Origin of the sequence: Klebsiella sp. GB_Kp047, assembly GCF_040065235.1 — a bacterium.
GTDB classification, from domain to species: domain Bacteria; phylum Pseudomonadota; class Gammaproteobacteria; order Enterobacterales; family Enterobacteriaceae; genus Klebsiella; species Klebsiella quasipneumoniae.
In genome coordinates this window covers 115413-142163 of the sequence record NZ_JBEAJG010000041.1, presented here as the reverse complement: position 1 = coordinate 142163, position 26751 = coordinate 115413, and the positions used below count along the sequence as shown (strand labels likewise).

The window sequence follows — 26751 nt, the reverse complement described above, 5'->3', positions numbered from 1 at the left end:
CCTTCGGCCCGATTGACGCAGATCGTTTCCTTTGCCGTCTCGTTACGTCTATGGTTAATGGTGAGGTGTATTTTTTACCCCTGGATCCGCCAGGTCATATAATAGGGTGTTTCGCCCTTCGTTGAACGGAATTAGCTATTAAATCCGTAGACTCATTCAAATATCGCTTATTGGTAGCAGTGTATATCGTAACGGCATTCACAAAAGCAAACGGAGCCTGATATGAGCACGTCTAACGACCCATCCAACAACGCATCCGCCGGAAAGTGCCCTTTCCACGCCGAGACGCCCAAGCAGAGCGCCGGCAGCGGCACCGGCAACCGCGACTGGTGGCCTAACCAGCTGCGTGTCGATCTGCTGAACCAGCACTCCAGTCGTTCCAACCCGTTGGGTGAGGATTTTAACTACAGGGAAGAGTTTAAAAAGCTCGATTACTCCGCGCTGAAGGCTGACCTCAGAGCGCTGCTGACCGATTCGCAAGAGTGGTGGCCAGCAGACTGGGGCAGCTATATCGGTCTGTTTATTCGTATGGCCTGGCACGGTGCCGGCACCTACCGCACCGTTGACGGTCGCGGCGGCGCGGGTCGTGGGCAGCAGCGCTTTGCGCCGCTGAACTCCTGGCCTGACAACGTCAGCCTAGATAAGGCCCGCCGTCTGCTGTGGCCGGTGAAACAGAAATATGGCCAGAAAATCTCCTGGGCCGACCTTTACATGCTGGCGGGTAACGTGGCGCTGGAAAACGCCGGCTTCCGCACCTTCGGTTTTGGCGCCGGTCGTGAAGATGTCTGGGAACCGGATCTGGACGTTGACTGGGGCGATGAGAAAGAGTGGCTGGCCCACCGTCACCCGGAAAGCCTGGCGAAACAGGCCATCGGCGCCACCGAAATGGGGCTGATTTACGTTAACCCGGAAGGACCGAACGCCAGCGGCGAGCCGCTGTCCGCCGCCGCGGCCATTCGCGCCACCTTCGGCAATATGGCGATGGACGATGAAGAAATAGTCGCGCTGATCGCCGGCGGCCACACGCTGGGTAAAACCCATGGCGCCGCAGAAACCAGCCACGTCGGCGCCGAGCCGGAAGCCGCGCCGCTGGAAGCGCAGGGCCTGGGCTGGCACTCCAGCTACGGCAGCGGCGCAGGCGCGGATGCCATTACCTCCGGTCTGGAAGTGGTCTGGACGCAGACGCCCACCCAGTGGAGCAACTACTTTTTCGAGAACCTGTTCAAATACGAATGGGTGCAGACCCGCAGCCCGGCGGGCGCTATCCAGTTCGAAGCCAAAGACGCCCCGGAAATTATCCCGGATCCGTTTAACCCGGGGAAAAAGCGCAAACCGACCATGCTGGTCACCGACCTGACCCTGCGCTTCGACCCGGAGTTTGAGAAGATCTCCCGTCGCTTCCTCAACGACCCGCAGGCTTTTAACGAGGCCTTCGCCCGGGCGTGGTTCAAGCTGACCCACCGCGATATGGGGCCGAAATCCCGTTACCTCGGGCCGGAAGTGCCAAAAGAAGATCTGATTTGGCAGGATCCGCTGCCGGCGGCCACCCATCAGCCGAGCGCGGAAGACATCGCCAGCCTGAAAACCGCCATCGCCGGCGCCGGCCTGTCAGTGAGTGAGCTGGTATCGGTGGCCTGGGCCTCTGCCTCCACCTTCCGCGGCGGCGATAAGCGCGGCGGCGCCAACGGCGCGCGTCTGGCGCTGGCCCCGCAGAAAGACTGGCCGGTCAATGCTATCGCCAGCCGGGTGCTGCCGACCCTGCAGGCGATCCAGCGCGCTTCCGGCAAAGCGTCGCTGGCCGATATCATCGTGCTGGCTGGCGTGGTCGGCGTTGAGCAGGCTGCGGCGGCGGCCGGCGTCAGCGTCAACGTGCCGTTTACCCCTGGTCGCGTCGACGCCCTGCCTGAGCAGACCGACGTCGAGTCGTTTGACCTGCTGCAGCCGCTGGCGGATGGCTTCCGCAACTACCGTCGCATCGAGGGCGGTGTGTCGACGGAAACGCTGCTGATCGATAAAGCGCAGCAGCTGACCTTAACCGCTCCGGAGATGACGGTTCTGGTGGGTGGACTGCGCGTGCTGGGCGCCAACTACGACGGCAGCAAACACGGGGTGTTTACCGACCGCGTCGGCGTGCTCAGCAATGACTTCTTCGTCAACCTGCTGGATATGGCCACCGTCTGGAAACCGGCCGATGATCGGGCGGAGCTGTTTACCGGCAGCGACCGTAAAACCGGCGAAGCGAAGTACAGCGCCACCCGCGTGGATCTGGTGTTTGGCTCCAACTCGGTCCTTCGCGCCCTGGCGGAAGTGTACGCCTGCGCCGACGGGCAGCAGAAGCTGGTGCATGACTTTGTCGCCGCCTGGACCAAGGTGATGAACCTCGACCGTTTCGACCTGTGATCCCCTCGCCCCGGCACCCGCCGGGGCTTTTTTTTATACCGCCCGCGGCAGCTGTTGCAGGCGGCTCCGCGTTCGCTGAATATCCTCCAGTTCCACCCCGGCCACCAGCGTCTCCAGGTCGCAGCGGGTCACCAGCAGCAGGCGGATCTGCTTTTCATACAACACATCAATCACGTTGATAAAGCGCTGCTGGGCCGCCGGCCCTACCGTGGCTAGCGGCGGCACCTCGTCCAGTAACCAGACGGCATAACGTTCGCTGAGCGCCAGATAGTCCATCACCGCCGTGGCGGCCTGGCAGAGCTGGGCAAAAGAGAAATGGAGCAAGGCGGGTGACGCCGCGGCCGCCTGCAGCATGCGGTAGCCTACCTCCAGCGGGACCGGTTCGGCAGGCAGCGAGGGCAGCTCGTACAGCTGACGCTGTGATTCGCCCGGGTTAACCCATAGCCGCCCGCTGCAGAAGGCGTTATCCTGGCTCAGATGCCGTTCGCGATAATCCTCCTCGCCGTTAAGCGCGACGACCGCCAGGTGGGCGCGGATCAGCGCGATCGACGGTAAAAAGCGATCGTGATACAGCGGATTAGGCAGCAGCATCTCCGGCGGGTAGTTAGAGGTTGCCAGCAGCACGATGCCCCGTTGAAAAAGGTGTTCCAGCAGCGCCTTCATCAGCATGGCGTCGCCGGGGTCGTGAAGATGAAATTCGTCGAAACACAGCAGGCGGCAGCCGGAGGTCATCTGCATCATCACCGTCTGCAGGCCGGGCGCGCCGGGGGCATTCAGCCGCTGGTGCAGTTCGCGGAAGAAGTGATGAAAATGGACCCGACGCCGGGCGGCAAGCGGCAGGCTGGCAAAAAAGTGATCGAGAATATAGCTTTTCCCTCGCCCGGTGCGTCCCCAGACGTACAGTCCCTGCGGCGTGCCGGGCGCGGACAACAGCTGCTGGCCCAGGGCGTCCAGGCGAGCGATGAGCGACAGCTGATCGTTGTCCAGCGTCAGACGGGCACGCGCCGCCTGCTCGGCCATCACGCGGGTAAAGCGAAAATCAGCCGTCGTCATAGTCTGGCCAGATTCCGACGGCACACATCCATTATTTAACATTCTTATAACCTCCGGCAGGAGGCCATTCTAGCCGCTTTACCACGGGTTGGCGAATCGCGCGGCCAGCGGCCGTTTCCGCTGCCCCACCGCCTGTCTCTACGCTTCTCCGACGCGCCAGTGTACCGAGGTGACGTTCTGCTGAACGCCCACTTGCGCCATAATCTGCGCCAGCGTTTTCTGATGCTGCTTATGGCTAATCAGCTCCGCGCAAATCTCCAGCTGATCCGCCGTGTCTGCTGCCGCCGACTGTAATCCCTGCAGGGTGAACCTCTGCTGCTGAGCAATATTCAGCAGCAGCTGACGCACGGCCTTTTCATGCTCGCGCAAACAGGTGACGCGTAAGATATAGCGTTTTTCTTCGTCACCGGCGCCCGGCAAGGCATGAATACGCTGCGCCGCTTCGCGGAGCAGGATATTGGCGCACAGAATAATCAGCGTCGCCGCCGTCGCGTTCCAGAACTGCCCCAGGCCGCAAAGGACACCGATACCGGCCGAGCACCACAGGGTGGCGGCGGTATTGAGGCCGCGAACGTTCATGCCATCGCGCATAATCACTCCCGCCCCCAGGAAGCCGATACCGGAGACGATCTGCGCCGCAATGCGCCCCGGGCTGTCCGGCGAGGCCGACATCGCGCTAAGAATAAACACCGCCGCGCCGGTGGCCACCAGCGCATTGGTCCGCAAACCGGCCATACGTTGCCGCCATTGTCTTTCCGCGCCGATCAGCGCTCCCAGCAGCATTGCCGCGAGTAAATGTGTCATATAAGGAAATACCATCGCGCCTTCCTCCAGATAACAGAAAGCAATAAAAATGTATTGATGTCGCGCTCAGCCGCGCCGGGCAATTAGCGGGCGGATGATGGTGGAGGAAATAAGGTGGTGGGAAACAGAAACATAACGATGCCTCTCGCGTTCGGTCGCGAATCACTACATTCAGGGAGGCAATCCGGTAATCAAAGATTGCTGCCCGCCGGTTCGGCAAGCAGCGAAAATAGTCGCGTTAACTTGCCGGAGAATAACAATAAGGATGACTGTCCAACGCATGACTCCTGTATGAAAGTGGGCACATTATAGCCCGGCGCAATAGCGGGTAAAGCGGGAAAACGCCGCCAGTGAGGATTCGTTTACTCTGTCTGGCCCTGGGCCTGGCCCTGCGCAGCGCGACATCGCCTGGCGGAGAACATTGCCCCCCACGGTGATTTACTTCAATTCTTCCCTCAGCGTGCGGCGAAAACCAGCATGAATATCATCTTTTACCCTGCATGGCGCGATCTTGCGCTAAAGATTGCCGTTAACCCTAAAGATTAAAAATTTAAAACTATTAACAATCACTTAACATTAGCAAGCAAACCATTCTTCCTGAGGAACACAACACCATGTCTACCACCCAGGTTCTCGGCGAATCGCCCTATGCTTCGCCAGGACAACCGCACGCCAGCTTAACCGGACGCATTGACGCGCTGCCCGCCTCCTTCGGGTTATGGTCGTTTATCACCCTACTCTCCCTCGGCGGCTTCTTTGAGCTCTACGATTTGTTCCAGACCGGGTACATCAGCGCGGGCCTGCTGGCGGAGGGTATTTTCCACACCGGCGCGGCGGGGATCTTTGGCATCGCCGATCAGGCGGCCTTTGCCTCCGCCACCTTTATGGGGCTGTTTATCGGCGCGAGTCTGCTGGCGCCGCTGGCGGACAAGCTGGGGCGCCGCCTGACCTTTATGGTGGCGCTCGCCTGGTACGGCTTTTTCTCGCTGCTGATGGCGACCCAGAGCAGTGCGGAAGGGGTGATCTTCTTCCGCTTTCTGGTGGGAATCGGCCTCGGCATTGAGCTGGTGACCATTGACACCTACCTCAGCGAATGGGTATCTACCCACCTGCGCAATAAAGCCTTCGCCTTTGCCTTCTTTATTCAGTTCTTGTCGGTTCCGGCGGTAGCGCTGATGTCCTGGATATTGGTGCCAACCACCCTTTTCGGCCTCAGCGGCTGGCGCTGGGTGATCATCTTCGGTGCGCTGTTCTCGCTGGCGATCTGGTTTATCCGCAAAAAGCTGCCGGAGTCAGCCCGCTGGCTGGAAAGCAAAGGGCGGCATGATGAGGCGCATGCAGTGATGTGCGCCATGGAAGCCCGCTGCGGCCTGACGCCGTCGCCGAAGCATGCGCAGGCGGCACAGAGCGTCGTCAAACGCGGCACCTTCCGCGAAATCTGGGCGCCGCAGTACCGGCAGCGAACCCTGATGCTGATGGTGATGAATTTCTTCCAGGCGATCGGTTTCTTCGGCTTTGGCAACTGGCTGCCGGCGCTGCTCTCCGGTCAGGGGGCCAGTATCACCCACAGTCTGCTTTACGCCTTCTTTATCACCCTCGCCTATCCGCTGGGCTGCCTGTTCTGCACCCGCTTCGTGCATCGCTTTGAGAACAAGTGGCAGATCGTTCTCTCCGCGCTGATGACCGTCATCTTCGGCACCCTGTTTGCGCTGCAAAACAATCCTATCCTGCTGGTGATCTGCGGGTTTATGATCACCTGGTCCAACGCCTGGCTGACCATCAGCTACCACGCCTACCAGGCCGAGGTCTTCCCGACCCATATTCGCGCCCGCGCCGTCGGCTTCTGCTACTCGTTCAGTCGTCTCTCGACCGCGGTGACCAGCATCCTGATCGGCATTATTCTGCAATATGCCGGCACGCCGGGGGTGATTAGCTTTATCGTCGTCAGTATGCTGATGGTGATGCTGTCGGTGGGGATCTTCGGCCCGAGAACCCGGGGCATTCGACTGGAGAATATCTGAGGCTGGCCTCAGCCAAAAATCCCCTGCGCCTCGGCGAAGCATTTTTCCGCCAGGGACGAGACCGGCTCCTGCTGGCGCATAATCAGCGCCAGCTGCGAATCGACCTGGCTTTCGGCGATCGGCAGAATTTCAAGATTATCGCTCAGCGCTTCGAGGCCGTTGTTAAGCGGCATAATGGCGCAGCAGATCCCCGCCTGCACCGCCTGGATAATCTGAAACGTTGAATCGCTTTCAAAGACAGACGTCGGGGTTAGCCCTTTGGCCTTAAAGCTGATTTCAATGGATTCCCGGTAGTACATTCCCTTGGTCAGAAAGCCAAGGGGCAGCGCCGCCAGCGTATCCCAGCCCGGCGTCCCGGCGCTGAAGTCGAAATGGCGTTTATCGTGCAGCAGTCCCATCCGGGTTTGCGGCAGCCGGGCGATCTTAAACAGGCGTTCATCCAGATGCTGCAGGTAACAGATCCCCAGGTCCAGCTGGTTGCGGCTGACGCCATCGATAATCTGCTCCGAGGTCATTGACAGCAGGCTGAACTGCAGCGCCGGGTATTTCTCGGCGAGGGGTTTAATCAGCTGCATCGGGTTGAGGCTCGCCAGTGGCACCATACCAACCCGCAGCTGGCCGACCATCTGCCCGCGACAGATGGCCGCCTCCGCCGCCAGGCCGTCATGGGCGGCAAGCACCGCCCGCGCCCACGCGAGGATCCGCTCCCCCTCCGGGGTAAAACCCTCAAAGCGCTGCCCGCGCTGGATAAGGGTCAGGTTCAGCTCCTCTTCCAGATTACGAATGCGCATGGAGAGGGTTGGCTGGGTAATATGGCAGGCTGCCGCCGCCTGGCCAAAATGGCGCGTCTGATCGAGCGCGATCAAATACTTGAGTTGCTTAATATCCATTCTCTTTCCCGTTTGAACCCCGCCGTTCACCCCCGGGGCCTCGCACAGGTTACCAGAATGTTAGTTTCATCACCGATAAATTCAAGCGAGGACAGGAGGGGCGACGGGGCGCAGGACGGCGCGACGCCGCCCAACGCCCTGCTTCTTTAACGCGCGCTGGCCAGCGGGCGGATCTCTTTCGAGCGCAGCGTCAGGCGGACAGGAACTGACTTATAGGAAGGCGTACCGCTCTCTTCATCCAGATAGTTCAAGGGCACCAGCACGTTGGCTTCCGGATAATAGGCGCCGACGGTGCCGGGCGCGATGCCGTAGGCCACCACGGTGATATCTCTTAGCGTCAACGCGCTGCCCGGCAGCGCGGTGTGGATATCCACCCGATCGCCATGCTCCAGGCCCTGGGCGGCCATATCCTGCTCGTTCATAAACAGCACGTCGCGACGGCCAAAAACGCCGCGGTAACGGTCATCCATAGCGTAGATGGTGGTGTTGTACTGGTCGTGGCTGCGCAGGGTCACTAAGCGCATCACATCCTCGCCCTCCACCACCACGTTCTCATGCACGCCTTTGAAAACCGAGAACATGGCTTTGCCGGTGGCGGTAGGCCAGATGCGCTCGGTCGGCGGCAGCGGCATGCGAAAGCCCCCGGGGTGGCGAATGCGCTGGTTGTAATCCTCGAACCCCGGAATGGTCTGTTCGATCAGATCGCGAATGCGGTCGTAATCTTCCACCAGATACAGCCAGTCGACTTTGCTGGCCGGCAGAGTGGCCTTCGCCAGACCGGCGACAATCGCCGGCTCCGAGCGCAACGTCGGCGAGGCGGGCTTAAGCTTGCCTGAGGAGGCATGTACCATCGACATCGAATCCTCGACGGTGATCGACTGTCGGCCGCTGGCCTGCAGGTCAAGCTCGGTGCGGCCCAGACACGGCAGAATAAAGGTCTCTTTCGCCGTCAACAGGTGCGAGCGGTTGAGCTTGGTGCCGACGTGAACGCTGAGCTCAAGGTTGCGCATCGCCGGGAAAGCGCGTTCGTGATCCGGCATCGCCACGGCGAAGTTGCCCCCGAGGCAGATCAGGGCTTTGGCGTCGCCAGCGATCATGGCCTCCAGCGCCTTCACCGCATCGTGACCATGATGCCGCGGCGGCGCGATCCCCATCACCCGCTGCAGGCTGTCGAGGAAGGCCGCGGTGGGTTTTTCGCTGATCCCGACGGTGCGGTTTCCCTGCACGTTTGAATGGCCGCGTAATGGGCAGATCCCGGCTCCCGGCTTGCCGATATTGCCGCGCATCAGCAGCAGGTCGGCAATCAACCGGACGTTGGAAGTGCCTTTATTATGCTGAGTGATCCCCATGCCGTAGGTGACGATGGTGGCCGTGGATTTGGCGTAAGCCACCGCGACCTGGGTTAGCGACTCGCGCGTCAGGCCGGACTCCTGCTCAATGTCCTGCCAGCGGGTGGCGTGCAGATCCTCGGCGAAGGCGGCGAACCCCTGGGTATGTTGCGCAATAAACGCGTGGTCGAGCACCTGGCCCTGCTCCTCCTCCAGCTGCAGCAGCGCTTTGGCGATCCCTTTCAGCGCCGCCGCGTCGCCGCCGGCCCGTACCTGGTAGTAGGTCGACGCGATCGGCGTCGAGCGATATGTCGCCATCTCCATCACGTTCTGCGGGTCGGCAAAACGCTCCAGCGCCCGCTCACGCAATGGGTTAAAAACGATAATCGGCACACCCCGGCGGGAAAGCTCATGCAGAGTGCCCATCATCCGCGGATGGTTGGTGCCCGGATTATGGCCGATGGAGATCACCAGCTCGGTCTGGTCAAAATCGTCGAGGGAGACGGTGCCTTTGCCAATGCCGATCGACTGCGGCAGGCCCACGCTGGTAGATTCATGGCACATGTTAGAGCAGTCGGGAAAGTTATTGGTGCCGTACTCGCGGGCAAACAGCTGAAACAGCCACGCCGCTTCATTGGAGGCCCGTCCGGAGGTGTAGAATTCAACTTCATCTGGCTGCAGGCCGCGAAGGATCTCGCCGATACGGGCGAAGGCCGCCTCCCACGCCACCGGTCGCAGGGTATCGCTGGCGCGGTCGTAGACCAAAGGATGGGTTAAGCGGCCATAGCCCTCCAGTTCAAAATCGCTTTTCGCCAGCAGGGAGGTCACGGTGTTAGCCGCGAGGAACGCTGGCGTCACCCGTTTGGTGGTCGCCTCCCAGGTAACGGCTTTGGCGCCATTTTCGCAAAACTGAAAAGTGGATTTATGCTCTTTATCCGGCCAGGCGCAGCCCGGGCAGTCAAACCCATCCGGCTGGTTAGTTCGCAGCAGCGTGGCGGGCGCCTCGAAGGCATCCATCTGGGTACGCACGGCAATGGCCGTGGCCTTCAGCGCGCCCCATCCGCCTGCCGGACCGTCATAGGGGTGAACACCGGGAACCGCGCGTCTTTTATTGGTCATCTTTTTACTCCTGCTGCTCTGTTCTGGCCGCCGCCGGCCGAAAAAAAGCGTGCGACGACCCCGGCGACGAGGCGTGGTGTGCGCGGCGTCACCTGATAAGAATGCTGTTTCTCAAGGATAGTACGATGGGAAAGCGTAGGTACTGCGTTTGTTAACCGAATAATAACATACGCCACAAATCTGTATAATTGATGTTATCTATCGGGTGTTAAATTTAACTTATTTGCAAATTTTGCCTTTATCACCGCCCTCTGCGCGGCGGGTCACGCGGGGACGGGAAAAGTGATGACCGGGCAGCGGAAACTGCCCGGCGCGCAGGGGTTCAGGTCAGGTTGAAGTAACGGTCCGGACGCAGCGTCTCCGGCAGCGGATGTTGACCGGTCATGTCGAGCAGATTGCGCTCAATGGTGTTGCACATCGCGTTCAGCGGCAGGTCGTTGGCGGCGGTGCCGAAAGGATCCTCCAGCTCTTCCGCCAGCGAATCCCAGGATAAAAAGGTGTAGGAGATAAAGACCGAGACAAACGGCGTCATGTAGTGCAGATCCCCGACCAGGGCGAACGGCAGCAGCGTGCAGAACAGGTACACGGTGCGCTGCAGGATCAGGGTATAGGCGAACGGCACCGGGGTGGTGGCCAGCCTTTCGCAGCCGCCCAGCACGTGCGCCAGCTCATCGAGCTTATTGTCCATCAGCCCGTAGGTGATGTCGCTCAGCTTGCCCGCCTCGCGCAGCTGGCCAATTTCGTTACCGGCCAGCAGCAGGATCCGGTTGGTGGGCATCGAACTGGCGAGGATCTCCGTCACCCTCTCCTCGGGCAGCAGCCGCCGCAGGTCAGCCGTCGGATCGGTTTTGCGCAGCTGGTGCTTCAGGCTCCAGCTGAAGGCCACCAGATAGCTGACGATGCGCTGATGGGCATCGTGTTCCGCCGGCAGGATATTGCGCAGCTGGCGCACCAGGGTACGTTCGGCGATAAGCACCGTCCCCCACAGATTGCGCGCCTCGACGAAGCGGCTATAGCTGGCGCTGTTGCGAAAGCCGAGGAAAATCGCTATCGCGATGCCCAGCAGACTGAACGGCGCCACCGTTAAGTGGATCCCCAGCTGCGCGTACCATTGATAGCTGATAATGGCGATGATGGACATCAGCACATTAAGCAGCAGACGAAAGATGATTTTTGACAGCACGGAGCCGTGCCAGTCAAATAGGCGAAGAAACCAGTGTTGTTCTGGCCGAATGATCATTGTCTGACTTCCTGAATTACCGCTCTGGTCATTATCTCGAAATAAAGAATAGAGATTATCTATGAACCGATTGGTTTATTTTATCGTTAACTGCAACGGGCAGATCTGCGCCATTATTTAGCGATGGTAATGGCCGGCTCAGTATGAGCCTTATTTATCGTTCAGGCAATCAATGCGCGGGCGGAAGGGGCGAGGAATAATGGCTCAGGGATAAAATAACCGCTGAGCCAGTCTATTTCCGCTTATGACGTCAGGCAGTTTGCCTCCTCCGGCGAACTGGCAACCGCCGCGCAGGGATCCAGATGCACCATCACATTAAGCACCGGATGCTGCGCCATGACCCGCTCCCGCGCCTGCCGGGCAATCTGATGCCCTTCAGCGACCGACAGCTCTCCGGCTACCTCGAGATGGACATCCACCAGCACCAGATCCCCCGCCTTACGGGTTTTCAAATCGTGCAGACCCGCCACGCCCGGCGTGGCCCGCAGCGTGCCGGCGATTGCCCGCTGCGTCTCTTCATCGACAGCGCGGTCCATTAAATCGTGCAGCGCGGTGGCGGCGAAACGATAGCCCATCCGCGTAATCACCAGCCCTACCGCCAGCGCGGCGAGCGGGTCGAACCAGGCGAACCCGGCCAGATTACCGATAATCCCCAACGCCACCACCAGGGATGACGCGGCGTCTGAGCGGGCATGCCAGGCGTTGGCGATGAGCAGCGAGGAGTTCAGCCGCCTGGCGGCCGCCAGCATATAGCGAAACAGCCCCTCTTTGACCACCAGCGCCGTCAGCGCCATCCACAGCGCCACGCTGTGCACCGGCGGAATCGTCTGCGGTTGCGCGAGATGACCCGCGGCAGACCACAGCATACCGACCCCGACCAGCACCAGGATCGCGCCGAGGACCAGAGAGGCGCCGTTCTCATAACGCCAGTGGCCATAATGGTGATCGTGGTCAGACGGTCGGCGACTCTTTTTATTCGCCACCAGCACGACGCCATCGGCGAGCAGATCGGAAAAAGAGTGCATGCCATCGGCAATTAACCCCTGGGAACCAGAATATATTCCCACCGCAATCTGCAACGCGGAGAGAAAAATATTGACCACCACGCTAACCAGGGTACTTCTTCGCGCCTGCTCAGAACGCTGATGATATTTATTATCATTTTCAAAATTATGTTGTGCCATTATTTCTCTCCCTCAGTGAGCGGGAAGAATAAACTGACAAGCTGAGTTTATGCTTAACAATATAAAAGCCATTGCCTTGCTGTTTAACGAAATCGCTGCGGTCGTTAATTACTGTATTCTGAAAGTGTGGCCCCGGAGGTACAACCGCGCGCGGATGGACTATCTTATCACTGGCGACCGACAGGTCGGGCCACCTTCTCTTAGCCACCACAGGAGTCAGCGATGTCAGCAATCACACCATCCCGGCTGCGTTTTGCCATTAATCTGGGCAATGCGGTACTGGCCCATCCTGGAGAAAACGGCGAGCCGACAGGCATTACCCCCGAGCTCAGCCATCGACTGGCGCAGCGCTGGGGCGTCGTCGCCGAGTTCGTCACCTATCCTGCCGCCGGTAAAGTGGTGGCCGACGCCGGCGGCGAACGCTGGGATATCGCCTTTCTGGCCATCGACCCGGCGAGGGAGGCGACCCTGCGCTTTACTTCTCCCTATATCACCATTCAGGGGACCGCGCTGGTGAGAGCCGGTTCTCCCTGCCAGAGCGTGGCCGATATGGATCGCCCGGCAACCACGATTAACGTCGGGCAAAACGCCGCCTACGATCTGTGGCTCACCCGCCATCTGCAGCACGCCAGCCTGAATCGTCTCCCCTCCTCGCAGGAGGCCATCGACGCCTTCCTCGCCGGTGAAGGGGATATGGTCGCTGGCATCCGTCAGCCGCTGGAGGCGACAGCGCGCCACCATCCGGGGGGGCGGGTCTTAGCGGATAATTTTACCGAGATCCAGCAGGCCATCTGCGTCGCCCGGGATGATGTGGTCCGCTTTAACGCGGTGAATGACGCGTTGGACGAATGGCGGGCGGACGGTAGCCTGGAGGCGCTGATTGCCCGGCACCTGGGCAAGGCGGGCTGAATCACGCCTCCGCCATCCGGCGCATGGCGCAATGCCAGGCGCCGTTACGTACCGAGGCGCGCAGCACGCGGGCGATGGCCAGTACCATCAGACGCGTCGTGCGCCGCTGCAGCGGCGTCAGCGACAGTCCCAGCATCTCCTGCGCCCATGGCGGAAGAAGATCGATCCCGGCCCGCATCATCACCTGGCCAACCGGCTGACTCAGGCGACCCGGCAGACGGGTGGTGAGCAGCACCTCGGCTACCTCCCGGGTACGTTCGTCACAGCGCAGCTGCGGCCGCATCGCCTCAAGATAGTCCGCGACCTCATTCGGCGTCTGGGGAATATCTTTGGCTCCCAGCCGACGAGCGATCTCCGCCGACTCGCGAAAATAGTCCTCCTGGCGCTGGACGCTGACCACCGTCCGCTTGTAGCGCAGGTGGGAGGCCATAAAGCGGCTGCACTCAGCGACATGCACCCAGGTCAACAGCGCCGGGTCGCTTGCCTGATACGGCGTGCCGTCCTTGTCCACCCCGGCGATCCGCTGATGGATCCCCTGCACTTTGGCGATCAGCCGCTCGGCGTCGGGGGTGGCGGCGAAGGTGGTAGCGGAGATAAACTGACTGGTGCGACGCAGGCGGCCAAAGATATCCTCGCGGAAACGGGAGTGGTCCCAGACGCCGGCCAGCGCCAGGGGGTGCAGCATCTGCAGCAACAGCGCGCTAATGCCGCCGCACAGCATTGAGGTAAAATCGCCATGCACCTGCCAGATGGCTGATTGCGGACCAAAAAGCCCCGGCTCCCCTTTGGGCTGTTCAAAATCAATCTCTTTTAGCGCCATGCCGGTCAGGCCGAGCACCTGCGCCTCGATCATTCCGCGAATGCCGATCATGCTGGAGTCCCTTACGTTTACCAAAGGACCAAAGATACCACTATTGCGCAGCGGAGGCAGTGACAGGGAGAGAGATCGCGGGAACGGTGCCCGCAGAGTGCGGGCACAACAGCTTATGGATTTAGCTGGTAGTCAAGGGTGATATTGGCTTTCAGCACCTGTGATACCGGGCAGCCGGCCTTCGCTTTCTGGATGATCTCATCGAACGCCGCCGGCGCAACGCCGGGCAGGACAATCTGGCTTTGCAACGCGATGTCGGTTATTGCAAACCCACCGTCGGTTTTATTAAGGGTGACCACTGCGGTGGTGTCGATGGACGTCGCGGTATAGCCCTCTTCGCTGAGCATCAACGATAGGGCCATCGAGAAGCAGGCGGCATGTGCGGCGCCGATCAGCTCTTCGGGGTTGGTGCCTTTCACCCCTTCAAAACGGGTATTAAAGCCGTAGGGCTGCTGGCTCAGCGCCCCGCTCTCCGTCGACACGGTGCCTTTGCCATGCTTGAGATCGCCTTCCCAGTGCGCCAGCCCTTTCTTATGAATCGCCATATGACTCCTCCTGTGATGATGTCGAACAAAAAGTATAGTGCCTGATGCTGAACCTGCTTCTATTCTGCGGCCCGCCGCATCAGCGTTCCCAAAAAGTTCCCGTTGCGGATGACGCTAACGGCCATCGTGAGGATGGTAAGGATCGGTTTTGTCATCCTCGCTGTCGTCCCGTTTACGCGGCACTTCGCCATGTTCGTCAGGCGCCTCGCGCGCAGGGTGCTTCCCGCGCTCCTCGTCATGCGGGTGGGATGTTGTGCTCATACCGGTAAGCTCCCCTTACTTAGGCGACTGTTTGAGCAGGCGATCGATACGTACTACCGGCGGCGTCATTTTGCGATCAAGGCTGCCGTTAATACTGACCAGATCGTCAGGCTCTACGTGCTGTTCATTAAACGCGGCAACCGGAATAATGGCGGTGATGGTGCCGCTTTTATCGCGAAACTGATAACGGTCATCCCCCTGTCGGGTGAGCAGATTGCCGCGCAGGGAAACCGTGGCGCCGTCGCGCATGGTTTTCGCCTGCTCAACGGTCATGATCCGCCCCTCCTCGACGCCGCGATAGCCGTCATCGAGTTTGTGCGGCGGCGGCGGCGCGGCATCCTGGCTAAAACCGCCTTTATCGTCCGCCTGCGCGACCGCGGCGGCAAACAAACAGGCCATGGCCAAGGCTAATTTTTTCATCATGCCTCCTTGTTTTTGCTGATGAACAGATTAAAGCCTGGCTGAGGCTGGCCATTTTTACAAAGTCAATTGTTCTGATATCGTCTAATATAAGAATGTCCTTATCGTTACGCTGATGGCGAAACGAAACGCGGGGAAATAATAATGACTGAGAATCAACAACCTTGTCACATCGTCGACGAGAATGACCAGGCCCTCCGCTTTGAATATCGCTTCAGGCGCTATGGGATAATTGTTCTCAGCCTCATCATCCTTACCGCATTGAGCGGCCTGTGGTCCTCCGGATATTTCAGTGAGGCGCACCGGGAAAGCCCTAATGGTGAATTACGCGTCGATTACCAGCGTTATGCCAGACTGATGAGTGAAACCGAACTGAATATTCAGATCAAACCCACGCAGGAAAATGACACGACGATCAGTTTCGCCGCCACGTTATTAACCCGTTACCAGGTTGGCGATATCCGCCCGCAGCCGGATAAGATGTACAGTGCCGACGGGAAATTACATCTGGTGTATCAGCGGACAACCAGCCGCTCGCCGCAATCGGTATGGTTATCTATTACCCCCAAAACGATAGGCAATATTTCCCTGCAGGCGGCAGTCAACGATCGCCCTGCCGTCAGCTGGCAACAGTTTGTCTATCCGTAGGAGTCGCGATGGAAATGGTCCTCAGAGCCGCAGCAATCTATCTGATCCTGCTGATTATTTTCAAGATTGCCGGTAGACGAACCCTGATGCAGTTAACCAATTTTGACCTGATACTGCTGCTGATTATCAGTGAAGCGACCCAGCAGGCGATGCTCAGCACAGACTATTCCGTTACCGGTTCGATGCTGACTATCGTCACCCTGGTCAGTATTGATATTTTATTCGGCTATATTAAGAAAAAATTTGCCCAGGCGGAAAATTTTCTGGATGGCACGCCGGTTATCGTAGTGGAAAATGGTGCTGTCATCGATGAGAAAATGAAGCTCGTCAATATTTCTGTCGATGATATCCTGCTGGCGGCCAGGCAGCACCATGGGATTTATGAACTGAAAGCGATAAAATTCGCTATTCTCGAACGTAACGGCCAGATATCCATTATTCCGGAACAGGAATAACACCGGCTTAGCTATTTATCGCGCTCCGGTTGTTTATCCCCCGATTCCGGGGCGCGGGTGGCGTCGTCCTCTTCTTTTTCAACGCTACGCGTGTTTACTGTCAACATTTTTCCTCCTCGCGGGTTGTCAAGTATCTTACAGATTATAGAACCTTAACGCCTGCTTATGCAGAAACAGGCCAGAGTCATCAGGATATGTCGCCTGATTCACACTGCGCTTATTCCAGGATATTTCCCACCTCACCGTCGTTATTTATGCTTAATAATGATTCGATCCGTGCAGCTTAAATTTACGATAGCGAAACAATTAATGAGGTCACTATGTCCGTGATGGTTATTACCGGCGGAACCGCCGGGGCAGGAAAAGCCACCGCGCTGCGTTTCGCCCGCGCAGGGTATCACGTGGCGCTGATCGCCCGCGATGAAACGGGTCTGCAGGAGACGCAGCAGGCTTGTGAACGTTTCGGCGTCAAAACGCTGGCGATTAGCGCCGATGTCGCCGATGCCGGGGCCGTGCAGCGCGCCGCCTCCGAGGTGGAAGCCTCCCTCGGCGCCATCGACGTCTGGATCAATAACGCCATGACCACCGTGCTGGCGCCCTTTCGGCAGATGAGCGACGACGAATTTCGCCGGGTGACGGAGGTGACCTATCTCGGCTATGTCAACGGCACCCGCGCGGCGCTCGAGGTCATGACGCCCCGGGATCGGGGGGTGATTATTCAGGCTGGATCGGCGCTGGCCTGGCGCTCGATCCCCCTGCAGTCGGCCTATTGCGGCGCGAAAGCGGCGATCCGCGGCTTCACCGATGCCGTGCGCACCGAGCTAATGCATGAGAAAAACCACATCCAGTTGACCATGGTCCAGCTGCCGGGGATGAACACTGCTCAGTTTGGCTGGGCGCGCAACAAAATGGAGCAGGCCATGCAGCCGGTACCGCCGGTCTATCAGCCGGAGGTCGCCGCTGAGGCCATCTACAGCGTGATCCAGCGGCCGGTGAACGAGCTGTGGGTGGGGAAAAGCACCATCCAGTCGATCCTCGGCCAGATCTTCTTCCCCCGTCTGCTTGATCGGCTGATGGTGAAAAAAGCGTGGGAGGGACAGTTTACCGGCCAGCCGAAGCCGGCAGAGCATCAGGACGACCTGTTCACGCCAGTGCGCGGCAATCATCCCGGACACGGCCCCTTTAACGATGGCGCGCGGCGTAAAGCGGTGACCATCAGCGCCGATCTTCCGGGTAAAGTGGCTGCCGGCGTCGGTGTGGCGGTGGCGACGATGGCCCTGCGGGCGTTCTTCCGCCGACCAGGAAGACGGCGCTAAAGCAGGCTGCGGCTGAACCAGCGGTAACCATAGCCGGAGAGCGCCAGCCGCGCCTTTTCTCCGCCGTATAGCCCGTCCTGGTAGAACTTATCTTCCAGGATCGGGCTCCAGTAACCCTCGGCCAGCGGCGGGAGCTGGACCTCCACCGCCTGCTGGCTGCAGTTCGCCAGCATCAGCACCTCCCGCGATTCGCTGCGATAGCACAAGCCCAGCACCGCGGCTGGCTTCACCGTAATAAGGGTAAAAGGGATGGATCCCGGTTCAGTATATTCCGTGCGCGCCAGCACCATATTGCGTACCCGATGCAGTAGCGACCGGGGGTGGCGCAACGCCGCTTCGACATTGATCCGCTGGTAGAGAAACCGTCCACTGGCCACCGGTTTCACCGGCAAATCATCCGGCGCCGCCCGGGAAAAGCCGCCGTTGGGCGCGCCCGACCACTGCATCGGCGTTCGGACCGCGTAGCGCTCCGGTAAGCGCAGATCGTCGCCCATACCAATCTCGTCGCCATAGCGCATCACCGGCACGCCAGGCAGCGCGAGCAGGATGGCATGGGCCAGCGCGATGCGTCGGGTATCGCCATCCAGCATCGGCGCCAGCCGCCGGCGCACGCCACGCTGGTAAACCGACATCGATTTATCAAGGGCAAAGGTGCGGATAACCTGGCGTTTGTTGCGTTCGCCAATCCCCTCAAGATCCAGTTCATCATGGTTACGCAGCCAGTTGACGAAGCAGCATCCGTCCGGCGGGGCCACCATTGCCTGCAACGCCTTCACTACCGGGGTGGCGCGCTGCTGCGCCAGGCTGACATAGAGATATTTATTAAGCCAAAAATTGAGCACCATCTGCAGCCGATCGCCGCGGCCGAAATAATGGCGATAATCTTCCACTTCCACGTCCACTTCACCCAACAGTATCGCGTCGGGATTGAGGCGCTGCACGACCTGCCGGAGATGCGTCAACAGCGGGTAGCCCCGCGCCTCGTCGCCCTTCCCGGCCTGCTTCACCAGATGTGACGCCGCATCGAGGCGAAATCCTGACACCCCGGCCTGCAGCCAGAAGGTGATGATGTTTTCAATTTCAGCGATCACCGGCGGATGAGCGAGATTCAGGTCGGGCTCATGGCGATAAAACATGTGGCGATAGTATTGTCCGGCCTGGTCGTCCCAGCTCCAGACGCTCTCCTCGACGCCGGGAAACATGGGAGGATCGTCGTTCTCCGGGGGCCGATCGGCCCAAAGATAGTATGGCCGCCACGGCGACCGGGGATCGCGTCGCGCCGCCTGAAACCACGGGTGCTGGGCAGAAGTATGCTGGATAACCAGCTCAACAATCACCCGCAGCCCCAGCTCCCGGGCGCGGGCAATCAGCTCAATCACGTCGGCGATGGTCCCGAAACGGGGATCGGGCTGCAAATGGTCGCTGATATCATAGCCATCATCCTGCAGTGGGGTAAGATAGAAAGGGGTCAGCCAGAGCACCGTCGCCCCCAGGCTACGAATGTAGTGCAGCTTTTGGCGTATACCGGCAAGATCGCCAAACCCATCGCCGTTGGCGTCGTAAAACAGAGCACTGTCAACCTGATAGATGACCGCTCTGTGAAACCACTCTTCCTGTTGCATCACTATCACCTTGCGTTCTGCCCGCCACTGTCAGCGTCCTCAGCGCGCCCTGCTGGTTTTCGTGCGCGTTTTGTCGACTGGCAATACGGGGTCGTGCTCTGCAGGTGGCACCCTGTTCGCCACCGCGTCCACCAGCGCCTGCTGCCTGGCGGTTAATTTCAGCGGAACCGCTTTGTCTGTGGCGAGGATCGCGATGGTGTGGCGCTTAACCATGATTGACTCCGGCGGCTTATTGTCCGGACTCAACGCCGGGCAGAGAGTTATGCATCAGATATTGTCCGGTCAGCGCCGGCAGATGATGCAGCAGCCAGTCAGCCATCCCTCTCTCTTCGGCAAGGATCCCTTCCAGAGTCGGCATCGCGCTATGGTCCCCCACGCGCTTCGCCGCCGTTAATAAAGCGGTATAGCAGGCGACCTCAAAATGGGCAAAAACGTAGGCGGTGATAATGAGTTTAATGAGCTCATCGCCGGGTAGCATGATGCCGATAGTCTGGCCCAGGGCTGCGACCCGGCTCATCGCATCCTTCAGCGCCGAGCGGGAAATATGGTTGCGGGCGATAAGGTCCTGCAGAGCGGACAGTTGCCGACGAGTTTCATAAAGATGTTGTTCAAGGCGGGTTCGCAGTTGCGGTTCATTATCGAGGCGTCTGATGGTGGCCATAAGCAGTGACTCGGCCTGTTTTTCCATGGCATGGGCATCGCGAAGCCAGTTGTGGTAATTTTCACTATCCGTCATATACACCTCTGATCGTTAATTATTTATTTTGACGGGGAATCTTCATTCTCTTCCGCCGCCTGGTCAGCTCGCGCTGCGCTATATCCGGATAAATGTCCAACAATATTGGCATAAATACTGATGAGAATGACCCACAGGACGCTGTCTTTCCACCAGATTAACGAGGGTATCGCCAGGCCCACCCACATAACGGCGGCCACAAGATGACAGCGCTTAATAAATACCGGCGTCAGTTTCATTTTATTACCTTAGATCTGAACAATATTTAGCAAGCGGATGTGTTGCTACCCGCCCCTGGCGTCCGACGATTGACACCAGGCTTAAAATAGCTTACTTATGCACAGCGATAAAAAGCAGTACTGTTACGGATTGCTCCGAACCGTTATTTACTCACTCTTAGCGCTTCGCCGGCACAATGCCGTTGCGGTAATCAGTATTTAATTGTTAAGATGGCTGTAATTAAATTATTCTGCACCTCTTTTCCCGTCGCGAAGAATAGACAATAGCTGAGGGAAGCGTTTGCAAATAAACAGAAACCTGCGGACCCACAGGCCCACAGGTTTCTTTCCCGACACCGTCATAACGGCGTCACGGGTCATCAGTCATCAGCTGTCGCCGGATTTACGGCCGCCGCCATGGCTGTTCTTACCACCCTTTTTACCGGCTTCGGATGCACGCTCAGGATCATTTTTGAAGTTCCCGCCGCTGTGCTGCCCACCTTTACGCCCGGCTTCGGATGCTTTTTCACGATCTTCTGCAAAATTACCTGAACCGCCTCTATGCTCTGCCATAATTTTCACCTTTGGTTTGATCAATATCGGTTGGTAAATGGAAAATGACCCTGTTACAAATCATCGCCCTCGATATCTAACACTAGAGGAATACCCGCAGGAGTCAAATTAATTTTGGCCATCACCCAGCGCATCGACAAAATAAATTAACCACAGCGAAGCGGCAATAAAAATTAATTTTTACGCAACTCCCTTATTCGCTTTGGGTTATATGTACCTTGTGAACTGTACTGTGGACATTGGTTCACGTTTGTAAACTAATGAAAATAATCTGATGAATAAATGTTTCTACTAATCCCGGGCTGCCACCCTTCCAAAAATTAACACCAAAGAGGTATACCATTATTATCCATGCGTAGCGGATTACCCTATTATTCCCCTTTTCACTTTGTCTCCCTCTCTGCCTTTAAAAAATCTCCGCCGCGCAGCAAATAAAATAGCCAGCCCGCATTAAGTCATGATGGAATAATCCTAATTTAACCCCGGCAATGATAACGCAGCGCTATTTGCTTAAATACGCCGGGGATCAGTCGGTTAAGGAATAACAATGCGTCTTTTCGCGGCCATTCACTGGCCCTGGGTGAGTCATCCGGGGTCTGGCGATGGGGGAACCTGACCTATCCTTACAGCTGGCCCGTTCTGTCTGAAGGAGATGACTATGCAAGATGAAAAACCGCCCATGAAGAAACTACCCACCTCCATGTTGCCAGAAGAGACGGCTCCACGTCCGGAGTTCCCGGAGCAAGAACAGAACCCGCCGGGTCTGGATGCGGAAATGGAGCCGTCACCGGACCATGGGGAAACCAGCTACACCGGCACCGGGCGGCTGGCCGGTAAGAAAGCGCTAATTACCGGCGGCGACTCCGGCATTGGCCGCGCGGTGGCGATCGCCTTTGCCCGCGAAGGGGCCGATGTCGCCATAAGCTATCTGCCGGAGGAGCAAGAGGACGCCGATGAAGTCATCGCTCTGATCAAAGCCGAAGGCCGCACCGCGGTGGCCCTGCCGGGGGATATTCGCTCCGAGTCCTTCTGTCAGTCGCTGGTGGCCGACGCGGTGCAACAGCTGGGTGGCCTGAGCATCCTGGTCAATAACGCCGGACGTCAGCAATATTGTGAGACCCTTGAGGAGCTGTCCACTGAAGACTTTGACGCCACCTTTAAGACCAATGTCTACGCGCCGTTCTGGATCACCCGCGCCGCGCTGCCCCATCTCCAGGCCGGGAGCGCGATCATCAACACCACCTCGGTGCAGGCCTATAAACCCAGTCCGATCCTCCTCGATTACGCCCAGACCAAAGCCTGCCTGGCGATCTTCACCAAATCGCTGGCCAAACAGGTGGCAAAACGCGGCATTCGCGTTAACGCCGTAGCCCCCGGCCCTTACTGGACGGTGCTGCAGTCCAGCGGCGGTCAGCCGGACGAGAAAGTGAAACAGTTCGGGAAAGACACGCCGATGGGGCGCCCGGGGCAGCCGGTCGAGATCGCCCCGCTGTACGTCACCCTGGCATCCGATGCCTGCTCATATACCTCCGGCCAGGTGTGGTGCTCTGACGGTGGAGACGGGGTAGTCTAAGCCTCCTGGCAGACCGGCGTGCGGCATCGCGCGCCGGTTTTACCCTCCGTCCCCCGGGGAGCGATATCTGCCCTCTCGCCTCGCCGCCGCAGCGATTTTTCCTCTCCTGCAGCCTACCGGCTGCGTGCTATGATACTCGCCCGCCGCTGTGCGCTAACCCCGGCCCTGACGCCAATCCTGAGGACGACAGATGAGTAACGACATTCCCCTGAAATTTTATGACATCGTGGACGAATACGAGACCGAAGCGGCTGCCCCGGTTAAGGATGAGGAACGCGATGCGCTGGCGCGCTATTTTCAGCTGCTGATTGCGCGATTAACCAACAACGAAGAGATCGATGAAGAAGCGCAGCAGGAGATGGCCCGCGAGGCGGCCATTGACGAACGCCGTATTGACGATATCGCCAACTTCCTTAATCAGTGGGGCAATGAGTAAGGTTGATCCTTGGCTTTCCGGCAGGGCAACCGCCCGCCGGCGCTGCCGCTGAAGGCGGCGCCGTTGCTCAGGCATCGGCGAGCGTCTCCCCCAGCCGTCGCTGCAGCGCATCCAGAAACAGCGGCAGCCCATCGGGCTGATAGTCGCGGGAAAGATAGATGCCGTAAACGCTCAGCGCCTTCGGCGTCCAGTCAGGAAGCACCACCTCCAGCGCGCCGCTGGCAATCGCGCTCCGCGCCTCCAGTTCGGGGAGCATCGCGATACCGCACCCCGCGACCGCCGCCTCCAGCAGTAAGGAAGAGATCCCGGCGCTCAGATTACCGTTCACTGCCACTGACGCCTCCTGACCCTGTGCATCGCTGAATTGCCAGCGCTGGCCGGCAAAATGACTGTATAACAGGCAGTTATGCTGTTGCAGATCGTCAAGGGTCGTCAGCGGACCATGCTGGCGGAGCCAGCGCGGCGCAGCGCAGAGTAGCGACCGGCACACGCCGAGGCGGCGAGCGATAGCCCCCGCCTCCGGATTATCGGTAATGCGAATAGCCACGTCGATGCGCTCGCCGATCAGGCTGACCGGATGGTTATTGATATCCAGCTCCAGACGCAACAGCGGATAACGGGCAAGAAAATCCGGCAGCAGCGGGGAGATCAGCTGCATCGCGGTAAAATGCGCGCACGCCACCCGCAGCGTGCCGCTGGGGTCGGCACGCTGGCGTTCGCCGGCGATTTCATCGGCGATCCGCGTCAGGCCGCGGGTCTTGAGCAATACCTTCTCCCCGGCCGGGGTTAGCGTCAGCCGCCGGGTTGAGCGATGGATCAGCCGGGCGCCGGCCCAGCTCTCCATCTGTTCCAGATAGCGGCTGACCATCGGGCGCGACATCCCCAGCGCGCGCGCCGCGGCGCTGAGGCTTCCCAGTTCGCAAATTCGCAGATACACCTGCGCCGCAATCACCCTGTCCATCACGCCCCCTTCATCTGCACGATTTATGAAACTCAGCATCTCTTATTTCAGGAATTCTATCAAATGGCGAAATCCGTACAATGCTACGCATTCCCCTGTCACTGAGAATGAATCATGAAATTATCTGCTCTTGCTATTGCCACCGCCCTGTTCAGCGGCGCGGTCTTCGCGGCGCCGCTGACGCTGCAGACTTACAACCCTCAGGAGAAAGGTCTTTTTGCCGTCAACTCCACCCTCGTTTCCGGCCCGCATGAAGCGGTGCTGTTTGACGCCCAGTTCAGCGTCAAAGACGGCGAAAAGCTGGTAGACATGATCAAGAAAAACGGCAAACCGTTGTCGCGGATTGTGATCACCTCCGGCGATCCTGACTTCTATTTTGGCCTTGAGCCGCTGGTGAAAGCCTTCCCGCAGGCGGAAGTGGTCGCCACGCCGGAAGTGGTTAAACATATTGCAGCCACCAAAGCGGCAAAGCTGGCGTACTGGGGACCACAGATGAAAGACGGTGCGCCGACGCAGGTATACGTCCCGCAGGCGCTGAAAGCCAACAGCTTTACCATCGATGGCGAAAAAGTGACGATTATGCAGCCCCATGACTACGCGGCGTTCGTTTGGATCCGGGCGAACAAAACGATCCTCGGCGGCACCGGCGTGGCCTGGGGCATGCATCTCTGGACCGCCGACACCCAGACGCCGGCCAGTCGACAGCAGTGGCGCACTACGCTGGACCAGATGATTGCTCTGCACCCGCAGCAGGTGATCCCGGGACATTACCTCGGCACGCCGCCGGAGGGTGACAGCGCGGTGCGCTTTACCAAAACCTACCTCCAGCAGTTTGAGCAAGCGCTGCAGACACATAAGGATTCCGCCGGGGTGATCAAGGCAATGGAGACACAGTGGCCAGGGCTGGCGGAAACCAGCTCGCTGGAGCTCAGCGCCAAAGTTAATACCGGCGAGATGAAGTGGTAACGCCGGCGCTGCGCGAGGGAGACTGTTCTTATTCTGGCGCACTGAGGTTGCTATTGCCCTGAAAATGGACCACCCTACCTGTGGCCGCATAAAAAACGTGCGGCCAACTTTGGGTTACATTTCATCCGGTCACCACCGGGTTTGCCCTTGAAACCAGAACAGGATAAAGGAGTCAGAATGAAATCGAACCATCAGGCACGTCATCTTCTCGGTCTGAACTACAAGCTTTCCCAGCAGAAAAAAGTGGTGCTGGAAGGCGATGAAGCAACCACCCTCAACCATATCCATGCTACCGGCCGCAAACGCCGCGGTGGTTAATTTTCAGCCTGAGTGATGATAAATAACACCGTCCTGTTGCCAGGATGGTGTTTTTTTATGGCAATTGACGGCTTGTTTACCCGCTTGAAGACCTTCTGCTCTATACTCTGCCCGCTGCTTTTCCACCCGCCCTTCGCTTATCGCCGCGCCGGGACTGTGGACACGATCAAGGAGTTAGTGCGATGCAATTTACCCATAAGAAAAACCGTTCCCTGTACATCCCCTACGCGGGTCCCGTTCTGCTTGAATTCCCCCTGCTCAACAAGGGCAGCGCCTTCAGTATGGAAGAGCGCAGCAGTTTCAACCTTCTTGGCCTGCTGCCGGAAGTGGTTGAAACCATCGAAGAGCAAGCGGAACGCGCATGGATCCAGTATCAGGGATTCAAAACAGAAATCGACAAACACATTTACCTGCGTAACATCCAGGACACCAACGAGACCCTTTTCTATCGCCTGATTGGCAACCATCTCGAAGAGATGATGCCGGTTATCTATACCCCGACGGTAGGCGCCGCCTGCGAACGTTTCTCCGAGATTTACCGTCGCGCCCGCGGCGTCTTTATCTCCTACCAGAATCGCCATAATCTTGACGACATTCTGCAGAACGTCCCGAACCATAACGTCAAAGTGATTGTGGTGACCGATGGCGAGCGTATCCTCGGCCTCGGCGACCAGGGCATCGGCGGGATGGGGATCCCGATCGGCAAACTGTCGCTGTACACCACTTGCGGCGGCATCAGCCCGGCTTACACCCTGCCCATCGTGCTGGACGTCGGAACAAACAACCAGCAGTTGCTGGACGATCCGCTGTATATGGGCTGGCGCCACCCGCGTATTACCGATGACGAGTACTACCAGTTCGTTGACGACGTGATCCAGGCGATTAAGGCCCGCTGGCCGGACGTGCTGCTGCAGTTTGAAGACTTTGCGCAGAAGAACGCCATGCCGCTGCTCAACCGCTACCGCAATGAGATCTGCTCCTTTAACGACGATATTCAGGGCACTGCGGCGGTGACCGTCGGGACGCTGATCGCCGCCAGCCGCGGCGCCGGCAGCCAGCTGAGCGAACAGAAAATTGTCTTCCTCGGGGCGGGCTCCGCCGGCTGCGGCATCGCCGAGCAAATTATCGCCCAGATCGTCCGCGAAGGACTCAGTGAAGAAGAGGCCCGCCAGCGTGTGTTCATGGTTGACCGCTTTGGCCTGTTAACCGACGGCATGCCTAATCTGCTGCCGTTCCAGAACAAGCTGGTGCAGAAGCGCGAACATCTGCAGGGCTGGGATACCACTAACGATGTGCTCTCCCTGCTCGACGTGGTGCGCAACGTGAAACCGAACATCCTGATCGGCGTTTCCGGTCAGCCGGGGCTGTTCACGGAAGAGATTATCCGCGAGATGCACAAGCATTGCCCGCGGCCAATCGTGATGCCGCTCTCCAACCCAACGTCACGGGTGGAAGCCACGCCGCAGAATATCCTGAGCTGGACCGACGGCGAGGCGCTGGTCGCCACCGGCAGTCCGTTTGCCCCGGTTACCGTCAAAGGCAAACAGTACCCCATCGCCCAGTGCAACAACTCCTATATCTTCCCGGGCATTGGTCTGGGGGTGATCGCCTCCGGCGCGTCGCGGGTCACCGACGAGATGCTGATGGCCGCCAGCGAAACCCTGGCGAAACACTCGCCGCTGGTGAACAACGGTGAAGGTCCGGTGCTGCCGGAGCTGAAGGATATCCAGACCGTCTCGCGGGCGATCGCCTTCGCGGTCGGTAAGGTGGCTCAGGAGCAGGGCGTGGCGGTGAAAACCTCCGCAGAAGCGCTGCTGCAGTCCATCAGCGATAATTTCTGGCTGCCGGAATATCGTAATTACCGCCGCACCTCAATTTAATCGC

At 58.9% G+C, this 26751-nt stretch carries 28 protein-coding genes; 11 read left to right on the top strand and 17 right to left on the bottom strand.

Annotation, left to right across the window (positions count from 1 at the left end; translation table 11 throughout):
* Positions 1–222 precede the first annotated feature (222 nt).
* On the top strand, positions 223–2400 hold the full coding sequence (gene katG / locus ABLV76_RS21230) for a catalase/peroxidase HPI (protein WP_004202604.1): 2178 nt from the start codon (positions 223–225) through the stop codon (positions 2398–2400).
* 33 nt (positions 2401–2433) lie between these two features.
* Here katG and zapE read toward each other — a convergent pair whose 3' ends face one another.
* The gene (zapE, locus tag ABLV76_RS21225; protein ID WP_348878454.1) at positions 2434–3495 is read right to left on the bottom strand and encodes a cell division protein ZapE; all 1062 of its coding nucleotides are present in this window, start codon (positions 3493–3495) and stop codon (positions 2434–2436) included.
* Between the two features lie 96 nt (positions 3496–3591).
* Complete coding sequence (locus ABLV76_RS21220) at positions 3592–4272, bottom strand: MgtC family protein (protein ID WP_004202612.1); 681 nt, start codon at positions 4270–4272, stop codon at positions 3592–3594.
* A 599-nt stretch (positions 4273–4871) separates the two neighbouring features.
* On the opposite strand from ABLV76_RS21220, the gene ABLV76_RS21215 reads away from it, so the two are divergent.
* On the top strand, positions 4872–6278 hold the full coding sequence (locus tag ABLV76_RS21215) for an MFS transporter (RefSeq protein ID WP_348878453.1): 1407 nt from the start codon (positions 4872–4874) through the stop codon (positions 6276–6278).
* 8 nt (positions 6279–6286) lie between these two features.
* On the opposite strand, the gene ABLV76_RS21210 is transcribed toward ABLV76_RS21215, so the two are convergent.
* The 4 genes from ABLV76_RS21210 to ABLV76_RS21195 form a co-directional block, all read right to left on the bottom strand.
* Entirely contained in the window at positions 6287–7168 is an 882-nt protein-coding gene (locus ABLV76_RS21210; protein ID WP_023318340.1) for a LysR family transcriptional regulator, read from the bottom strand.
* 146 nt (positions 7169–7314) lie between these two features.
* Positions 7315–9615 (bottom strand): FdhF/YdeP family oxidoreductase, encoded by a 2301-nt coding sequence (locus tag ABLV76_RS21205; protein WP_048294910.1) that lies wholly within the window; start codon positions 9613–9615, stop codon positions 7315–7317.
* A 322-nt stretch (positions 9616–9937) separates the two neighbouring features.
* Positions 9938–10855 (bottom strand): bestrophin family ion channel, encoded by a 918-nt coding sequence (locus ABLV76_RS21200; RefSeq protein ID WP_023318342.1) that lies wholly within the window; start codon positions 10853–10855, stop codon positions 9938–9940.
* A gap of 242 nt (positions 10856–11097) precedes the next feature.
* Positions 11098–12039, bottom strand: a complete 942-nt coding sequence (locus tag ABLV76_RS21195) for a cation diffusion facilitator family transporter (RefSeq protein WP_017900540.1) — start codon at positions 12037–12039, stop codon at positions 11098–11100.
* 222 nt (positions 12040–12261) lie between these two features.
* Here ABLV76_RS21195 and ABLV76_RS21190 point away from each other — a divergent pair, with 222 nt between their 5' ends.
* Positions 12262–12948: an ABC transporter substrate-binding protein gene (locus ABLV76_RS21190; protein WP_348878452.1), complete on the top strand. Its 687-nt coding sequence runs from the start codon at positions 12262–12264 to the stop codon at positions 12946–12948.
* A 1-nt stretch (position 12949) separates the two neighbouring features.
* On the opposite strand, the gene ABLV76_RS21185 is transcribed toward ABLV76_RS21190, so the two are convergent.
* The 4 genes from ABLV76_RS21185 to ABLV76_RS21170 all read right to left on the bottom strand — a co-directional run bounded on the left by ABLV76_RS21185 (position 12950) and on the right by ABLV76_RS21170 (position 15045).
* The gene (locus ABLV76_RS21185; RefSeq protein ID WP_017900538.1) at positions 12950–13819 is read right to left on the bottom strand and encodes an oxygenase MpaB family protein; all 870 of its coding nucleotides are present in this window, start codon (positions 13817–13819) and stop codon (positions 12950–12952) included.
* A gap of 113 nt (positions 13820–13932) precedes the next feature.
* Entirely contained in the window at positions 13933–14364 is a 432-nt protein-coding gene (locus ABLV76_RS21180) for an OsmC family protein (RefSeq protein WP_004202630.1), read from the bottom strand.
* A 114-nt stretch (positions 14365–14478) separates the two neighbouring features.
* A complete protein-coding gene (locus ABLV76_RS21175) occupies positions 14479–14625 on the bottom strand; it encodes a hypothetical protein (RefSeq protein ID WP_017900537.1) in 147 nt (48 codons plus the stop codon).
* A 15-nt stretch (positions 14626–14640) separates the two neighbouring features.
* Positions 14641–15045, bottom strand: coding sequence for a YdeI family stress tolerance OB fold protein (locus tag ABLV76_RS21170; protein WP_316938183.1), 405 nt, complete (start codon positions 15043–15045; stop codon positions 14641–14643).
* A 144-nt stretch (positions 15046–15189) separates the two neighbouring features.
* On the opposite strand from ABLV76_RS21170, the gene ABLV76_RS21165 reads away from it, so the two are divergent.
* From ABLV76_RS21165 to ABLV76_RS21155, 3 genes are all read left to right on the top strand, one after another.
* Complete coding sequence (locus ABLV76_RS21165; protein ID WP_108450406.1) at positions 15190–15693, top strand: hypothetical protein; 504 nt, start codon at positions 15190–15192, stop codon at positions 15691–15693.
* A gap of 8 nt (positions 15694–15701) precedes the next feature.
* Positions 15702–16148, top strand: a complete 447-nt coding sequence (locus tag ABLV76_RS21160; protein WP_004202634.1) for a YetF domain-containing protein — start codon at positions 15702–15704, stop codon at positions 16146–16148.
* Between the two features lie 320 nt (positions 16149–16468).
* Positions 16469–17464, top strand: a complete 996-nt coding sequence (locus ABLV76_RS21155; protein ID WP_316938182.1) for an SDR family oxidoreductase — start codon at positions 16469–16471, stop codon at positions 17462–17464.
* On the opposite strand, the gene ABLV76_RS21150 is transcribed toward ABLV76_RS21155, so the two are convergent.
* The 5 genes from ABLV76_RS21150 to ABLV76_RS21130 all read right to left on the bottom strand — a co-directional run bounded on the left by ABLV76_RS21150 (position 17461) and on the right by ABLV76_RS21130 (position 20613).
* Complete coding sequence (locus ABLV76_RS21150; protein WP_348878451.1) at positions 17461–19086, bottom strand: alpha-amylase family protein; 1626 nt, start codon at positions 19084–19086, stop codon at positions 17461–17463. The genes ABLV76_RS21155 and ABLV76_RS21150 overlap by 4 nt on opposite strands.
* 39 nt (positions 19087–19125) lie before the next feature.
* Positions 19126–19299 carry a hypothetical protein gene (locus ABLV76_RS21145; RefSeq protein ID WP_004202638.1) on the bottom strand — a complete coding sequence of 58 codons (174 nt, stop codon included), beginning with the start codon at positions 19297–19299 and terminating at the stop codon, positions 19126–19128.
* Between the two features lie 16 nt (positions 19300–19315).
* Complete coding sequence (locus ABLV76_RS21140; RefSeq protein WP_004202639.1) at positions 19316–19822, bottom strand: ferritin-like domain-containing protein; 507 nt, start codon at positions 19820–19822, stop codon at positions 19316–19318.
* A gap of 23 nt (positions 19823–19845) precedes the next feature.
* Positions 19846–20061, bottom strand: coding sequence for a hypothetical protein (locus ABLV76_RS21135; protein WP_004202641.1), 216 nt, complete (start codon positions 20059–20061; stop codon positions 19846–19848).
* Between the two features lie 366 nt (positions 20062–20427).
* Positions 20428–20613, bottom strand: a complete 186-nt coding sequence (locus ABLV76_RS21130; protein WP_004143718.1) for a general stress protein — start codon at positions 20611–20613, stop codon at positions 20428–20430.
* A gap of 658 nt (positions 20614–21271) precedes the next feature.
* Between ABLV76_RS21130 and ABLV76_RS21125 the strand changes: the two genes are divergently transcribed.
* Entirely contained in the window at positions 21272–22186 is a 915-nt protein-coding gene (locus ABLV76_RS21125; protein ID WP_064149959.1) for an SDR family oxidoreductase, read from the top strand.
* Between the two features lie 190 nt (positions 22187–22376).
* Entirely contained in the window at positions 22377–22622 is a 246-nt protein-coding gene (locus ABLV76_RS21120; protein ID WP_004202643.1) for a YmjA family protein, read from the top strand.
* Between the two features lie 67 nt (positions 22623–22689).
* Here ABLV76_RS21120 and ABLV76_RS21115 read toward each other — a convergent pair whose 3' ends face one another.
* On the bottom strand, positions 22690–23583 hold the full coding sequence (locus ABLV76_RS21115) for a LysR family transcriptional regulator (protein WP_004202645.1): 894 nt from the start codon (positions 23581–23583) through the stop codon (positions 22690–22692).
* Between the two features lie 114 nt (positions 23584–23697).
* Between ABLV76_RS21115 and ABLV76_RS21110 the strand changes: the two genes are divergently transcribed.
* Together ABLV76_RS21110 and sra are read left to right on the top strand one after the other, a co-directional pair.
* Positions 23698–24549: a Vmh family MBL fold metallo-hydrolase gene (locus tag ABLV76_RS21110; RefSeq protein WP_004202646.1), complete on the top strand. Its 852-nt coding sequence runs from the start codon at positions 23698–23700 to the stop codon at positions 24547–24549.
* Positions 24550–24726: 177 nt separating this feature from the next.
* Complete coding sequence (gene sra, locus ABLV76_RS21105; protein WP_004202647.1) at positions 24727–24867, top strand: stationary-phase-induced ribosome-associated protein; 141 nt, start codon at positions 24727–24729, stop codon at positions 24865–24867.
* On the opposite strand, the gene ABLV76_RS21100 is transcribed toward sra, so the two are convergent.
* On the bottom strand, positions 24864–24971 hold the full coding sequence (locus ABLV76_RS21100) for a hypothetical protein (protein ID WP_032425875.1): 108 nt from the start codon (positions 24969–24971) through the stop codon (positions 24864–24866). The two genes, sra and ABLV76_RS21100, sit on opposite strands and share 4 nt — an antisense overlap.
* A gap of 78 nt (positions 24972–25049) precedes the next feature.
* On the opposite strand from ABLV76_RS21100, the gene ABLV76_RS21095 reads away from it, so the two are divergent.
* On the top strand, positions 25050–26747 hold the full coding sequence (locus tag ABLV76_RS21095; RefSeq protein ID WP_004202648.1) for an NAD-dependent malic enzyme: 1698 nt from the start codon (positions 25050–25052) through the stop codon (positions 26745–26747).
* Positions 26748–26751: the final 4 nt, after the last annotated feature.